The organism is Bradyrhizobium sp. SZCCHNGR1005, assembly GCF_032489995.1.
GTDB lineage: Bacteria > Pseudomonadota > Alphaproteobacteria > Rhizobiales > Xanthobacteraceae > Bradyrhizobium.
This window is the reverse complement of sequence record NZ_JAUEZC010000007.1, coordinates 232,353-246,363: the sequence shown is the minus strand read 5'-3', so window position 1 is coordinate 246,363 and position 14,011 is coordinate 232,353. Positions and strand designations below refer to the sequence as shown.

At 64.2% G+C, this 14,011-nt stretch carries 13 protein-coding genes; 8 read left to right on the top strand and 5 right to left on the bottom strand.

Features of this window, described 5'->3' with window-relative positions:
* The first annotated feature begins 67 nt into the window (after window positions 1-67).
* From QXZ85_RS26795 to mdlC, 7 genes are all read left to right on the top strand, one after another.
* Entirely contained in the window at window positions 68-1,342 is a 1,275-nt protein-coding gene (locus QXZ85_RS26795) for a cytochrome P450 (RefSeq protein ID WP_316175212.1), read from the top strand.
* Between the two features lie 308 nt (window positions 1,343-1,650).
* Window positions 1,651-2,196 (top strand): thiamine pyrophosphate-binding protein, encoded by a 546-nt coding sequence (locus QXZ85_RS26790; RefSeq protein ID WP_315767170.1) that lies wholly within the window; start codon window positions 1,651-1,653, stop codon window positions 2,194-2,196.
* Window positions 2,196-2,777, top strand: a complete 582-nt coding sequence (locus QXZ85_RS26785) for a thiamine pyrophosphate-dependent enzyme (protein WP_316168348.1) — start codon at window positions 2,196-2,198, stop codon at window positions 2,775-2,777. Before QXZ85_RS26790 ends, QXZ85_RS26785 begins: the two co-directional genes overlap by 1 nt.
* Window positions 2,778-2,913: 136 nt before the next feature.
* The gene (locus QXZ85_RS26780; protein WP_315701344.1) at window positions 2,914-4,080 is read left to right on the top strand and encodes an acyl-CoA dehydrogenase family protein; all 1,167 of its coding nucleotides are present in this window, start codon (window positions 2,914-2,916) and stop codon (window positions 4,078-4,080) included.
* Window positions 4,081-4,088: 8 nt separating this feature from the next.
* The gene (locus QXZ85_RS26775; protein ID WP_316175182.1) at window positions 4,089-5,204 is read left to right on the top strand and encodes a CaiB/BaiF CoA-transferase family protein; all 1,116 of its coding nucleotides are present in this window, start codon (window positions 4,089-4,091) and stop codon (window positions 5,202-5,204) included.
* Complete coding sequence (locus tag QXZ85_RS26770; protein ID WP_316175180.1) at window positions 5,204-6,052, top strand: MaoC family dehydratase N-terminal domain-containing protein; 849 nt, start codon at window positions 5,204-5,206, stop codon at window positions 6,050-6,052. Before QXZ85_RS26775 ends, QXZ85_RS26770 begins: the two co-directional genes overlap by 1 nt.
* Before the next feature lie 130 nt (window positions 6,053-6,182).
* The gene (gene mdlC, locus QXZ85_RS26765; RefSeq protein WP_410052144.1) at window positions 6,183-7,805 is read left to right on the top strand and encodes a benzoylformate decarboxylase; all 1,623 of its coding nucleotides are present in this window, start codon (window positions 6,183-6,185) and stop codon (window positions 7,803-7,805) included.
* A gap of 181 nt (window positions 7,806-7,986) precedes the next feature.
* Here the strand turns inward: mdlC and QXZ85_RS26760 are convergent, their stop codons facing one another.
* Entirely contained in the window at window positions 7,987-8,784 is a 798-nt protein-coding gene (locus QXZ85_RS26760; protein WP_315767166.1) for a glucose 1-dehydrogenase, read from the bottom strand.
* A gap of 81 nt (window positions 8,785-8,865) precedes the next feature.
* Here QXZ85_RS26760 and QXZ85_RS26755 point away from each other — a divergent pair, with 81 nt between their 5' ends.
* Window positions 8,866-9,336, top strand: coding sequence for a MarR family winged helix-turn-helix transcriptional regulator (locus tag QXZ85_RS26755; RefSeq protein ID WP_315767165.1), 471 nt, complete (start codon window positions 8,866-8,868; stop codon window positions 9,334-9,336).
* Here the strand turns inward: QXZ85_RS26755 and QXZ85_RS26750 are convergent.
* The 4 genes from QXZ85_RS26750 to trhA all read right to left on the bottom strand — a co-directional run bounded on the left by QXZ85_RS26750 (window position 9,328) and on the right by trhA (window position 13,838).
* Window positions 9,328-10,098 (bottom strand): class I SAM-dependent methyltransferase, encoded by a 771-nt coding sequence (locus QXZ85_RS26750; protein ID WP_315764368.1) that lies wholly within the window; start codon window positions 10,096-10,098, stop codon window positions 9,328-9,330. The genes QXZ85_RS26755 and QXZ85_RS26750 overlap by 9 nt on opposite strands.
* A gap of 831 nt (window positions 10,099-10,929) precedes the next feature.
* Window positions 10,930-12,030 carry an IS4 family transposase gene (locus QXZ85_RS26745; RefSeq protein ID WP_315701243.1) on the bottom strand — a complete coding sequence of 367 codons (1,101 nt, stop codon included), beginning with the start codon at window positions 12,028-12,030 and terminating at the stop codon, window positions 10,930-10,932.
* A gap of 296 nt (window positions 12,031-12,326) precedes the next feature.
* Window positions 12,327-13,121, bottom strand: coding sequence for an SDR family oxidoreductase (locus tag QXZ85_RS26740; protein WP_315701350.1), 795 nt, complete (start codon window positions 13,119-13,121; stop codon window positions 12,327-12,329).
* 21 nt (window positions 13,122-13,142) lie between these two features.
* Complete coding sequence (gene trhA, locus QXZ85_RS26735) at window positions 13,143-13,838, bottom strand: PAQR family membrane homeostasis protein TrhA (RefSeq protein ID WP_315701351.1); 696 nt, start codon at window positions 13,836-13,838, stop codon at window positions 13,143-13,145.
* Window positions 13,839-14,011 lie beyond the last annotated feature (173 nt).

The window sequence follows — 14,011 nt, the reverse complement described above, 5'->3', positions numbered from 1 at the left end:
GTGGGCACGGCGCTCCGCGCCTTTACCCGCCCTACGCACTCGAACCGCCTTTGAGCAAAGGATGCCGATGAACGTCCAGACCGCGATCCGTCCCGAAAAGGCTGAGCTGCTGCAGCAGGCCCGGCTCGATGCCTATTCCACACCGATCGAGGATTTCCATCCCGGCGCACCGCGGCTGTTCCAGAACGACACGCTGTGGCCCTGGTTCGAACGGCTACGCAAGGAAGCGCCGGTGCATTACTGCACCAAGGCGCCGATCGAGCCTTATTGGTCGGTCACGCGCTATCACGACATCATGCATGTCGACACCAACCATGCGATCTTCTCCTCGGACGTGAGCCATGGCGGGATCATGATCCGCGACGTCGCGCCGGGCTACGAATGGCCGAGCTTCATCGCCATGGACGAGCCCGTTCACGGCGAGCAGCGCAAGACGGTGTCGCCGATGTTCACGCCGGATCATCTCGACGAACTCGCCGGGCTGATCCGCCAGCGCTCGGCGCGCGTGCTGGACTCCCTGCCCCGCAACGAGACCTTCAACTGGGTCGAGAAGGTCTCGATCGAGCTGACCACCCAGATGCTGGCGACCTTGTTCGATTTCCCGTTCGAGGAGCGGCGCAAGCTGACGCGCTGGTCGGATGTCTCGACCGCGCTGCCAAAGAGCGGCATCGTCGAATCCGAGGAGCAGCGCCGGCGCGAGCTGGAGGAATGCGCGGCTACCTTCGCCAAGCTATGGAAGGAACGTGCCAAGGCCGAGCCGCGCAACGACCTGATTTCGATGATGGCGCATAGCGAAGCGACCCGCCATATGACGCCCGACAATCTGATGGGCAATCTGATCCTGTTGATTGTCGGCGGCAACGACACCACCCGCAACACCATGACCGCCTCCGTGCTGGCGCTGAACGAGAACCCCGGCGAATACCAGAAGCTGCGCGACAACCCGGCCCTGATCGAGACCATGGTGCCGGAGGTAATCCGCTGGCAGACGCCGCTGGCGCATATGCGCCGCACCGCCTTGGTCGATACCGAGCTCGGCGGCCAGAAGATCAAGAAGGGCGACCGCGTCGTGATGTGGTACGTCTCCGGCAACCGCGACGACGAGGTGATCGAGAATCCCGACGCCTTCATCATCGATCGCAAGCGGCCGCGCATCCACCTCTCCTTCGGCTTCGGCATCCATCGCTGCGTCGGCATGCGCCTGGCAGAACTGCAGCTGCGCATCGTCTGGGAGGAGATCCTGAAGCGCTTCGAGCGCATCGAGGTGGTGGGCGAACCGAAGCGGGTCTATTCCAGCTTCGTGCGCGGCTACGAGACACTGCCGGTGCGCATTCCGGGGTGAGCTCCTGTCCCTCTCCGCAAGCGGCAGGGCTATCGCATATGCGAAAACACGGCCGACGATCTCTCTCGCGGCCGACCTTCGCGACGCTCGCCTCCGGCGAGTTCCTCGGGATGAGGGGTGTCGAGCGGCAAAATTCGATCCTCATGGTGAGGAGCCGCGTCGCTGCGTCTCGAACCGTGAGGCCCGCTTCCCTCTGCCCCCATACAATTCCGGTATAGCGGGTTGAACCGGATGAGGTGGGAAGCCGGCCGGCTTTTCGCTAAAGCTGGGACGCGCCCTTTCCGGCGTGACACCGATTGCAGGATGCCATGGCCGACCCCGCTCTGAACGACAATCGCCCCGACTGGCCGCTCGCCATCTACAACGCGCTGAAGGCGGCCGACGTCGCGCAGGTGTGCTACGTGCCCGACGCCGGCCATTCCCGCCTGATCCAGCTCGCCCATGGCGACGAGGCGATCCAGACCACGGTGCTGACGACGGAAGAGGAAGGCGTGGCGCTGTCGGCCGGCGCCTGGCTTGGCGGCCAACGCGCGGTGCTGCTGATGCAGTCGAGCGGCGTCGGCAATTGCGTCAACATGCTGTCGCTGCTCGCGAGCTGCCGCTTCCCGTTCCTGACCTTCGTGACCATGCGTGGCGAATGGGCCGAGTTCAATCCGTGGCAGGTCCCGATGGGCAAGGCGACGCCAGCGGCCTTCGAGATCATGGGCGTAACCGTGTTCCGGCTGGAGCGGCCTGAGGACGCCGGCGAGGTCGCCTCCGCCGCCGCAGCGCTCGCCTTCGACAGCGATCAGCCGATCGCGGTGCTGATTTCGCAGCGCATGATCGGCGCCAAGAAGTGGACGGAGACGAAGTGATGATGAACGCTCTCGATCGCCGTTCGGCGGTGAAGGCGCTGCTCAAGGATCGCGGCGATCTGCTCGTCGTCACCGGCCTCGGCTCGTCCTCCTACGACGTGTTCGATGCCGGCGATCATCCGGCCAACTTCTATCTCTGGGGCGCGATGGGCGGGGCGGCGATGGTCGGCCTCGGCCTTGCGCTGGCGCAACCTGCGCGCCCGGTCGCCGTGATCACCGGGGATGGCGAGCAATTGATGGGCCTGGGCAGCCTCGCGACCATTGCCGCCAAGAAGCCGACGAATCTCTCGATCGTGGTGCTCGACAACGCCCATTTCGGCGAAACCGGCATGCAGCAGAGCCATTCCGCGCTGGGTGCGAAGCTCGAACTGATCGCCTCCGGGGCTGGCTTTCCGTCCGTGACCGAGATCAGGGATCTCGATGCACTCGACGCGTTCCGTCCCATGCTGCGGGATATGAGCGGCCCGCATTTCGCCCGGATCGCAATCAGCACCGCACATGTCGAGCGGGCGCTGCCGCCGCGCGACGGCGTGTTCCTGAAGAACCGCTTTCGCGCGCATCTCGGCTTTCAAACCATGTGAGCCAATCGTTCGCCTGCTGGCCTCGTGCCCGGCCATGCAGAAATCGAAGCTTGCCAAGGCTGGACGGCTTCGCCATAGGCTATGAACAACGAGATAGGGAGGCCGCGGACGACACGGACGCACCGCGGAGCGACGAATGACTGAACAGCATCAGGCGGACGATCACGCCGATATCCGCGAGGCGGTGGCGAAACTCTGCGCCCAGTTTCCCGGCGAATATTGGCGCAAGCTCGATCGCGAGATGGCCTATCCCTCCGCCTTCGTCGATGCGCTGACCCAGGCCGGCTATCTCTCCGTGCTGATCCCCGAGGAATATGGCGGCGCCGGGCTGAAGCTGTCCGCGGCCGCCGCGATCCTGGAAGAGATTCAGCGTGCCGGCTGCAATGGCGGCGGTTGTCATGCGCAGATGTACACGATGGGCACCTTGCTGCGCCACGGCAGCGCCGAGCAGAAGGCCAAGTGGCTGCCCAAGGTCGCGAGCGGCGAATTGCGGCTGCAAGCCTTCGGCGTCACCGAGCCAACCTCCGGCACCGACACATCCTCGCTCAAGACATTCGCCAGGCGCGACGGCGACAGCTACATCGTCAACGGCCAGAAGATCTGGACCAGCCGCGCCGAATATTCCGACCTGATGATCCTGCTCGCGCGCACGACGCCGAAGGAGCAGGTGCAGAAGCGCACCGACGGGCTCTCCGTCTTCATCGTCGACATGCGTGAGGCGAAGCAGGCGGGACTCACGATCCGCCCGATCCGCACGATGATGAATCACGCCACCACCGAAGTGTTCTTCACGGACATGCGGGTGCCGGCGGAAAACCTGATCGGCGAGGAAGGCAAGGGCTTCCGCTACATCCTCTCCGGCATGAATGCCGAGCGCATCCTGATCGCGGCCGAATGCGTTGGCGATGCCAAATGGTTCATCGCCAAGGCGACCAACTACGCCAAGGAGCGCGTCGTGTTCGGCCGGCCGATCGGCCAGAATCAAGGCATCCAGTTTCCGATCGCGAAAGCCTATGCGTCGATGCGCGCGGCCGAGCTGATGGTGACGGAAGCGACGCGCAAATACGAAGCCGGGCTCGATTGCGGCGCCGAGGCCAACATGGCCAAGATGCTGGCCGCGGACGCCTCGTTCGAAGCGGCCAACGCCTGCATCCAGACCCATGGCGGTTTCGGCTTCGCCGAAGAGTATGACGTCGAGCGCAAGTTCCGCGAGACCCGGCTCTATCAGGTCGCGCCGATCTCGACCAATCTCATCCTGTCCTATGTCGCCGAGCACGTCCTCGGCATGCCGCGGTCTTATTGAGGTCAGCGATGCTGCCGCTTGAAGGGATCACCGTCATCGCCGTCGAACAGGCGGTGGCTGCGCCGTTCTGCTCGTCGCGGCTGGCGGACGCCGGCGCCCACGTCATCAAGATCGAACGCCCCGAGGGCGATTTCGCCCGCGGCTACGATGCCGCTGCCAAGGGCCAGAGCAGCTATTTCGTCTGGCTCAACCGCGGCAAGGATTCGGTGGTCGTCGACCTCGCGACGCAAGAGGGGCGTGCCGAGCTGGAGAAGCTGATCGCCGGCGCCGACGTGCTGCTGCAAAATCTCAAGCCCGGCTCGATGGACAGGCTCGGCTTTGCGCGCGAGCGGTTGCGCAAGGACTATCCGAAGCTGATCTGTTGCACCATCTCAGGCTATGGCGACAGCGGCCCCTACGCCGATCGCAAGGCCTATGACCTCCTGATCCAGGCCGAGAGCGGGCTGGCCTCGATCACCGGCGGCCCCGACGGTCCCTCGCGCGTCGGCCTGTCGATCGTCGACATCGCGACCGGCGCGACCGCGCATGCCGCGATCCTGGAAGCGCTGATCGGCCGCGGCCGCACCGGCCAGGGCGCCGACATCCGGATCTCGATGTTCGACGTCATGGCCGACTGGCTCACGGTGCCGCTGCTCAATTCCGAGGCCGGCAATCCGCCCAAGCGCATCGGGCTGGCGCATCCCTCGATCGCGCCTTACGGCGTCTTCACCTCCAAGGACGGCAAGGACATCCTGATCTCGATCCAGAGCGAGCGCGAGTGGAAGACGCTGTGCGCCAAGGTGTTGGACCAGCCGGCATTGCCGGACGATCCGCGGTTCTGCAACATGGTCGAGCGCGTGCGCAACCGCGCCCTCACCGACCGGATCGTCGCCGACCGCTTCGGCGCGATGACGCGCGACGAACTGCTCGATAGGCTGACAACCGCCGACATCGCCTTCGCGGAGGTCAACAGCATGGCCGATCTGTCGGTCCATCCGCATCTGCGCCGGATCGAAGTCGCGACGCCCAAGGGCGTCGTCACCTATCCCGCGCCGGCCGCGATCGTCGTCGGCGAGGAGCGTCATTATGGTGCGGTGCCTTCCATCGGCGAAAGCGCATCGCTCGCACAAAAGCGGAGTTCGTGATGGCCGAACAGCTCGATCTCGATCATCTCAAGCAATGGATCGGCCGCACCACCGAGGCGTCCGACATCGTCACCGCGCAACTGACCAAGGGCCTGCGCGCCACGCTGTTCCAGGAGATCGGCGATCCCGTCACCGGCGAGATCGCGCCCTACACGGTGCATTGGTGCCTGGCGCAGCCGGTGTTTCCGCACGATCAGCTCGGACCTGACGGCCATCCGACGCGCGGCGGTTTCCTGCCGCCGGTACCACTGCCACGCCGGATGTGGGCCGGCGGCGAGCTCAACTTCATCGATCCGTTGCGCGTCGGCGATCTCGCCACGCGCGTCTCGCGTATCTCCGACATTGCGGTCAAGGCCGGCTCGACCGGACAGCTCTGCTTCGTCTCGGTGGAACACACCATCACGACGCCGCGGGGAGTGGCGATCCGCGAGCGCCACGACATCGTCTATCGCGACATGGGCGGCACGCCGGCCGCGCCCGCCAAAGCGCCGCCGCCTCCACCGGTCGCGCAGCACCGCGAGAGCCACGTCTCCGATCCCGTACTGCTGTTCCGTTATTCCGCGCTGACCTTCAACGGCCACCGTATCCATTATGACCGCGACTACGTCACCAAGGTCGAAGGCTATCCGGGGCTGATCTTCCACGGTCCCTTGCAGGCCGCCCTGCTGGTCGAGTTCGCCGCCAAGCTGAAGGGCAAGGTGCCGGGCAAGTTCAGCTATCGCGGCGTGCAGCCGCTGTTCGAGGGCAGCGAGTTCTCGGTCAATGCCAATCCCACCGATGCCGGCCTGGACGTGTGGACCGCGAATGCGGAGCGGCAGCCGACCATGAAGGGCACCGCGACGTGGTGAGATCTCTCGCTGTCATTGCGAGCGAAGTGACGCAATCCAGAACTGCCGCAAAGGACGAGGTCTGGATTGCTTCGCCGCTTCGCTCCTCGCAATGACGGAAAACAACAAGCACCGCACCCGAGGAAATGCCTTGTCCGGCAAGTCGTCCAAAACAAAACCGCTCACCGTCAAGCACGCCACGCTGGACCTGCTCCGCGCCTTCGGCATCGACAAGGTGTTCGGCAATCCCGGCTCGACCGAGTTGCCGTTCCTGAGCGACTGGCCCGACGACATCGATTACGTGCTGGCGCTGCAGGAGGCGAGCGCGGTCGCCATGGCCGACGGCTATGCGCAGGCCAAGCGCAATGCCGGTTTCGTCAACCTGCATTCGGCGGCGGGCGTCGGCAATGCACTCGGCAACATCTACAATGCCTATCGCAACCAGACGCCGCTGGTAATCACCGCCGGCCAGCAGGCGCGGTCGATCATGCCGCTGCATCCATTCCTCTATGCCGAGCGTGCCAGCGAATTCCCGCGGCCTTATGTGAAATACAGCGTCGAGCCGGCACGCGCCGAGGACGTTCCCGGAGCAATCGCCCGCGCCTACTATGTCGCGATGCAGCCGCCCTGCGGACCGACCTTCGTCTCGGTGCCGATCGACGACTGGGCGCATCCGGCGGCCGGGATCATCGGCGCGCGCAAGGTCAGCCGTGAGTTCGGCCCCGATCGGCAGGCGATGCAGGAGCTCGCGGCGGCACTCGCCGCCGCCAAGAATCCCGCCATCGTCGTCGGCCCCGGCGTCGATCGCGCCGGCGCCGTCGAATTGATGGTGAAAGTGGCGGAGAAGGCCAAGGCGGCCGTGTGGGCCAGCCCGTTTTCGGCGCGCTGCTCGTTCCCGGAACGGCATCCGCAATTTTCCGGCTTCCTACATGCCTCGCCGGCACAGCTGTCGGATGCGCTGAATGCGCACGACCTCGTGGTCGTCATCGGCGCCCCGGTCTTCACCTTCCATGTCGAGGGTCATGCAGCGATCTTCGACGGCACGACGGCCATCTATCAGCTCACCGACGATCCCGATGCCGCATCCATCACGCCGGTCGGCACCAGCATCATCGCAACGATGACCTCGGCGCTCACGACGCTCTTGGAGTTGCTGCCGGAGATCGAGCGCACCGTGCCGCAGGCCCGCCCGGCGCCGGAAGCACCGAAGCCGGCCGACCCGATCCCGGTCGATTACCTGCTGCATACGCTGTCCAGCGCCATGCCGGAGGATGCCGCGCTGGTCGAGGAAGCACCGTCACATCGGCCGGCGATGCAGAAATTCATGCCGATGCGGGGCCAGGACTCTTTCTACACGATGGCGAGCGGCGGGCTCGGCTACAGCCTGCCGGCGTCGGTCGGGATGGCGTTGGGCCGGCCGCAGCGCCGCACGGTCTGCCTGATCGGCGATGGCTCGGCGATGTATTCGATCCAGGCGTTGTGGACCGCGGCGCAGCGCAAGCTGCCGCTCACAATCGTCGTCATCAACAATTCAGGCTATGGCGCCATGCGCTCGTTCAGCCAGGTCATGCAGGTGCGCAACGTCCCCGGGCTCGATCTGCCGGGCCTCGATTTCGTCAAGCTCGCCGAAGGCATGGGCTGCGATGCGGTGCGCGTCACCAAGGCGTCCGAGCTTGCTTCCGCCCTGTCCCGCAGCCTCGCGCATGGCGGCGCCAGCCTGGTCGAGGTGATGGTCGATTCCGCCGTGCCGCTCCTGTACGCGCAGAAGCATTGAAAGATTGCGTAGGGCGGACAAAGGCGCAAAGCGCCGTGCCCACCGCCGCTCGGAGAGCGCTGACGAAGATGGTGGGCACGCTCGCGCTTTGCCCACCCTACGGCGGCCTGACGAGCGGCAGCCTTCGTCGGAAGGCCTGCAAATCTCATCGATCGCAGCCACGGGTTCGATCCAGCCCGAACTACGAGGCCAAAAATCCGCCATCCGCGGCCAGCACGTGGCCGACCACATAGGCTGACGCATCGGAGGCCAGCCACACCACCGCCTCGGCGATATCTTCAGGCTCGCCCATCCGCCGCAACGGCAGGCCCGCCGCGACGGTTGCGACGTCACCGACGCCGGCCCGCAGCATCATGTCGGTCACGACGCGACCTGGCGCGACGGCATTGATCCTGACGCCGTGCGGCGCCGCTTCCATGGCGGCTGATCGTGTCAGCGAGATCACCGCAGCTTTCGACGCTGAATACAGGGAGAAGCCGGGATTCGGATTGCGCACGCCGCTGACGGAGGCGTTGATCACGATCCGCCCTTGCCCGCGCGCGACCATGGCCGCCATTTGCGCGCGCAGGCAAAAGAACATCGAACGCACATTGGCGTCGAACACGGAATCGTACACCGCAACGTCCTGCTGCTGGAGCGGCGCGCGCCGCTCCTGATAACCCGCATTGTTGAAGGCGATGTCGAGCCGGCCATGACGGTCGAGCGCGGTCTGTACCAGACGCTCAACCTCATCCTGGCGCGTCACGTCGGTGCGCACCGCGACGGCATCGACGCCGAAACTCCGGCATTGTGCCGCCGTTGCCTCCAGCTCGGCCTCACGGCGGCCAGCGATCAACACCGCATCCGCGCCTTCGGCCGCCATCTTCAGGGCGGTGGCGCGCCCGATCCCGGTTCCGCCGCCGGTCACGAGGCAGACCAGCCCTTGCATCCGGTTGCCAGACGACCTGCCAGGCTCGTTCGCGTGCAGGATGTCGCTCATGCGCAGTCCTCCGGAAGCAGGTCGGGCGCACCGTTGCGCCTGACAATAGTTGTATGATACAACTATATGCGGGGAGTCAAGATGAGCAATTCAGATCTCGGCCTGATCGACGATATCCGCGCCGCATCGCGCCTGATGGTGCGCGAGCTCGGCTTCATGGAGGCAACCGTCGCCGCGACCGACTATCCGCCATCGGCGGTTCACACCATCATCGAGATCGGCATCCGTGGCCCGCTGACCGCGATGCAGCTCGGCGAGATCCTGCATCTGGAAAAATCCAGCATCAGCCGCATGGTCCGCAAGCTGATCGAGAGCGGCGAATTGAATGAGACGGCCGACCCGGACGACGCCCGCATCAAGCCGCTGTCCCTGACCGCAAAGGGCCGGCGCACGCTGGCCGCACTGCATGCGTTCGGCCGGCATCAGGTCACAAGCGCGCTGGCCCCATTGTCGGAGCGCGAACGGCGCGTGGTGCGGGAGGGCATGATGCTCTATGCGCGCGCGCTGAAGACGTGGCGGACGGCGGAGGAGGAGATGGAGGCGTCAGACTAACCTCGACATATAGAGATGCGTCTCATAGTCGATATCTAGCCGACCACCTTCGGCGTCGATCGCTTGCGCGAGATCGGCCAGAAGATGCTCGCGCTGCTCCGCCGCCAGCATGCGGTGGTCCGATCGCGTCTGCAAGAAGGCAAGATAGGACGCGGTCGTATGCCGCCAGACCCAAGGATAGGATCGATGCGCGACCGGCTGGAACAAACCTGACTCATCAAACCAGCTCTTGAATGGACCATCCGGAAAATACCAGACTTCCGGCGGCGGCAACCAACGTCCGACCCACTCCAGATAGACATGACGAAACACGTCACGTAGGCGCTCGGGCAGCCGCACCGGGACATGTCCGAACACCGCAAGGGCGCCGTTGGGCGACAGCACCTTGGCGGCTTTCGTAAATCGTACGTCAGGCGCAACCCAGTGCCAGCACTGCGCCGCGACGATGAGGCGGAAGCAGCCCGTGTATGTGTCAGGCAGCGCCTCGAATGTGGTTTGCAGGTAGTCGACATTGCCGAACTCGCGCAGATACTCGCGCGCGCCGCGCAGCATCTCCGCGCCCGGGTCGGTGGCTAGGATCGCACAGCCTTTCTTTGCGAAGCTGATGGTCGCTTGGCCCGTGCCGCAACCAACCTCCAGCATGCTATCGTCCGGCCCGATCGCCGCATAGGCGATAACGTCATCGATCAGCGCATCGGGATAGCCCGGACGAGATGCCTGGTAGACATCAGCAACCTGATTGAAGGTGAAGCGCTGCTCCATGACGAGCTCCGTTCTGCTCCCCTGAGTACAGCTCGTTTGCGATATCTGTGCAACCTATCCGTCATTGCGAGCGAAGCGAAGCAATCCAGAGCCCCGCAAGGATACTGGATTGCTTCGTCGCTTCGCTCCTCGCAATGACGGATGGAGAAATGGCGACCTGACAGAGGCAGCTCATTGCCCGACAGGCAGTTTGCAGCACGCAAGCCAAGCGGCAATTGCCCGTCGTGCCATCATGCCGCATGCGCGTGGGCTTGCCGTGTCGGGCAAATCAGGACGATCTTTCCGCACGTCCCGCCTCGTCGAAGAGGGGCGTGCGCGTCGTCACGATACGTGGAGTGCGGGATGCGGTGGCCATTGTCCTGTCAGGCGCTTTGCGCAAGACGACTGGCAGGGTGATGGACGGCGAAATCGTATGGTCCTGGCGCCGCGACGCTGGCGCTAAGTTGGCACGATGCAACTCGACATCGCTTAGCGATGCGAGGGCATCGCGCCGACGACGGTGGCAAGAAAGCCCGTTCACCGGGGAGAGTACGTATAAGCCGTTCCCCCACCGCGCAGGGAAGGCCGGTTGTCCGGCTCGTACCTGTGGTGACTGCCGCCTGCATTTTTTTCTGCAGGCGGGCCATGGGTGTGAGCCAACACCCGGCCTTCCCCATAGGCGTTAAGGTAGCGCGAGCATCGATTGATACTTGCGTTTTCGAGGAGGCTCGCGAAGGTGGCGCCCCAACGCGCGTTTTCTGCGGCGCAAGCAACGGATGGTTGGTTGTGGAATGATTGCTTGCAGCAAGGATGCAACGAGCTGCTGCAGGACCCGCCAAGCGCCAGGCGTCGTTAAGCGGCCTGCGTCCAGTGGGGAGAGTCCTCGAAGTCGCTGGCAAGCGGCTCGAGCAACAGGATGATCAGGAGGTGGGCCAGCAGGTAGGGCTTGGCAGAGCGCGGATCGGTTCCTGGCGGCGTCTTGAGGCCAATCAGACTCTTCAGTCGCTTGAACCCAAGCTCGATCCGCCATCGCAATCGATAGAGCGCAAGCACATCTTTGGTGGAGAACTCGTCCCGCGCGAGCGACGTGATCAGAATGACCCAATCCGCAGCCTCCAAAGTTTCTTTGGAGATGATGCGGTTTTCATCTTTTGCGTCTTGCCGGGCTTTACGCCGAGAAGCAGCAGCCGCACCGGTGGGCTTCTTGATTGCGACCAGACGCATAGCCAGAGGCGCGCCGCCCTTGCGCTTGATCCAAATCTCCCGATCGACCAGTCCGCGCGCCTTCGCGGCACGCAATTGGGCCATCAGATCGAACGGAAGGCCTTTGGCGTCAAGCCAACGTGCGTTCTTCCAGCCCGCTCGGATCAAAACGTCGGCCCCGGCTTCGCGGACGGCCGCAATGCGGTCAGGTTGCAGATAAGCGCGGTCAGCAATGCGGATCTCGTTCTTGACCACTGGTATCCGGTCAAACGTTTCGCCCTCTTGCTGATCTGTCAGCTCGAAGTGACCAAAGCGCTCATAGGGCAGATCAAATGCGCTATGAACGCGCCAAAGCTCACTGTTCTTGCGCGCAGCCGGTCCCGCCTGAGGCACTGTCGTCGCATCGATGATGCGGATCAGGCGGCCTTGGCTCGCCTTCGGAGCTGCCGCAGCGAGCAAGCCCTCCACCAGCACCGCAAACCAATCACCACATTGACGCAGCCGATAGAACAACGCCACGCTGGTGAGGTCGGCAAGGCCAACAGAAGCCGCCCATGCGGCTGTCGATCTCAGCCCTCTTTCACCCAAACAATAGGCCAGCATCAGCCGAAGTAACGTCACCGCATCTGGAATCTGCCGCCGACGCGCGAAGGCCTTCGTCTGGCGCGCAGTTTTCTCGAGCTGCGCAGCCCCGCCCAGCTGCGCAACCACTCTCGTCCAGTCCTCGTTCAGGAGCGATTCGTCTGCCATCCCCTGTTCGAATCACGGCGGATTCCAACACTCAAGCATAAACTTAACGCCTATGCGGCCTTCCCTGCGCCCTCTCGTTTTTGAGGGCGGACCTGAAGCAAAACTCGGGCGCGATGCGTCGCGAGGAGGAAACGCCTCGTCTGCTTCTCTGTCGTCCCGGCGAAAGCCGGGACCCATACCCACAGAGTGAAATTGTCGAATGATATGTCCGCCACACGGACCAAAGAGAGATCGCGCGGTATGGGTCCTCGCGTTCGCGAGGACGACGGCGAGGCGGCACTGATATGGCGCCGCGACTACTTTCCAAACTCCTCGCGCATCTTCGCCTGGATCTTGGCCATGCCGGCGAGCCAGCGGTCGTAGTTCTCGGTCTTCTTGCGCATGTAGCCCAGGACTTGCGGATGCGGCAGGATCAGGAAGCTCTCCTCATCGAGGCCTTTCAGCGCATCCTGCGCGACCTGCTCGGGTGCGAGGTCGCCGTCGCCGGATTGCGGGCCCTTGGGGATCGAGCGCAGCATGTCGGTCTCGACACCCTGCGGACACAGGATCGAGACCTTGATGTTATCAGCCTTGTGCGAGATCGCGAGGTTCTCGGCAAAGCCGACGGCCGCGTGCTTGGTGGTCGAATAAGGCGCGCTGCCGACCTGCGACAGCAGGCCCGCCGCCGAGATGGTGTTGAGGAAATAGCCGCCGCCGCGTGCCTTGTAGCGCGGGATCATGTGGCGCGCCGCATAGACATGGGCCATGACATGGATCGCCCAGCTCCGCATCCACGGCTCGTCCGAGGCGCCGCCAACATTGACCGACAGCGGATCGAAGCCGCCGCCGATCCCGGCATTGGAGCAGAACAAAGCGATCGGGCCGAACTGGCGTTCGGTCTCCTCGATGACGTGGAGGATGTCCTTTTCCTGCGACACGTCGCAGCGGAAGGCCGCGCCGCCGATCGTCTCCGCCACGGCGCGGGCGCCCGCGACATCGAGATCGGCCACCACTACCTTGGCGGCGCCGGCACGGGCGAACGCCTCGCACAGCGCCTTGCCGATCCCCTTGGCGCCGCCGGTGACCACCACATTCTTGCCGGTCACCTGCATGCGTCGCCTCCAAGCAATTCGTTATGTCAGAACCAGGTCGAGCACCGCCGTGTAATGACAGCCGGCACCCAGCAGCACGAAACAATGCCAGATCGCATTCTGGAAACGCAAGCGCCGCCAGGAATGAAAGATGACCCCGAAGCTGTAGAGGATGCCGCCGGCGAGCACGCAACCGAGCACCGTCTTCGGCATGATGGTGACGACATGGTCGTACATCATGATGCCGCTCCAGCCGAGCGCCAGATAAAGCCCGACGGCCACGGTGTCGAACCGGCCGGGCCAGCGCAGCTTCAGGACGATGCCGAAGATGGCGACGCCCCAGACGCCGACCAGCAGCGCGATCGCCAGCGCGCCGTTCTGCATCGCGGCGATGAACGGCGTGTAGGTCGCGGCAATCAGCACATAGATCGCGGAATGGTCGAAGCGCCGCAGCACCCATTTGGTCGGCGACACCGGCCAGAGATTGTAGGTGGCCGACAGCACCAGCATCGACAGCAGACCCGCGACATAGACCGACACCACGACGATATCGAGCGCGCGCGCATAGATCGACGTCAGCACGACCAGAACCGTCGCAGCGACCAGGCCGCTGCTGACGCCGACCGCGTGCACGATGCCGTCGGCGATCAATTCAACCTTGTCGTAATTCCACCGGATCGCGCCGGTGGCGGCGTGCACGGAGGTGGAGGCGAACTGCTTCAGTTTGAACACGCTCATGCGGAACCCGTCGCAAGTCTTAACGCGGCAACTATGAGTGCCAGATGGTCAACGATCCGTTCAAGCCCCGTCTTACCCGGTCTTGCCCGGAAACGCGCCGGAAATATGAGCTTGATTCTGCTGTTTCAATCGCCACTTTTCACAAGTCGTTCACACGCATTTTAACCGCGGAT

What these genes read in the sequence shown, in the direction of transcription:
- QXZ85_RS26745 (WP_315701243.1), bottom strand. Translation starts at nt 12,030, where the DNA reads ATGGCAGACGAATCGCTCCTGAACGAGGACTGGACGAGAGTGGTTGCG.
- QXZ85_RS26740 (WP_315701350.1), bottom strand. Translation starts at nt 13,121, where the DNA reads ATGCAGGTGACCGGCAAGAATGTGGTGGTCACCGGCGGCGCCAAGGGG.
- trhA (WP_315701351.1), bottom strand. Translation starts at nt 13,838, where the DNA reads ATGAGCGTGTTCAAACTGAAGCAGTTCGCCTCCACCTCCGTGCACGCC.
- QXZ85_RS26750 (WP_315764368.1), bottom strand. Translation starts at nt 10,098, where the DNA reads ATGGAGCAGCGCTTCACCTTCAATCAGGTTGCTGATGTCTACCAGGCA.
- QXZ85_RS26775 (WP_316175182.1), top strand. Translation starts at nt 4,089, where the DNA reads ATGCTGCCGCTTGAAGGGATCACCGTCATCGCCGTCGAACAGGCGGTG.
- QXZ85_RS26795 (WP_316175212.1), top strand. Translation starts at nt 68, where the DNA reads ATGAACGTCCAGACCGCGATCCGTCCCGAAAAGGCTGAGCTGCTGCAG.
- QXZ85_RS26785 (WP_316168348.1), top strand. Translation starts at nt 2,196, where the DNA reads ATGATGAACGCTCTCGATCGCCGTTCGGCGGTGAAGGCGCTGCTCAAG.
- QXZ85_RS26755 (WP_315767165.1), top strand. Translation starts at nt 8,866, where the DNA reads ATGAGCAATTCAGATCTCGGCCTGATCGACGATATCCGCGCCGCATCG.
- QXZ85_RS26780 (WP_315701344.1), top strand. Translation starts at nt 2,914, where the DNA reads ATGACTGAACAGCATCAGGCGGACGATCACGCCGATATCCGCGAGGCG.
- QXZ85_RS26790 (WP_315767170.1), top strand. Translation starts at nt 1,651, where the DNA reads ATGGCCGACCCCGCTCTGAACGACAATCGCCCCGACTGGCCGCTCGCC.
- QXZ85_RS26770 (WP_316175180.1), top strand. Translation starts at nt 5,204, where the DNA reads ATGGCCGAACAGCTCGATCTCGATCATCTCAAGCAATGGATCGGCCGC.
- QXZ85_RS26760 (WP_315767166.1), bottom strand. Translation starts at nt 8,784, where the DNA reads ATGAGCGACATCCTGCACGCGAACGAGCCTGGCAGGTCGTCTGGCAAC.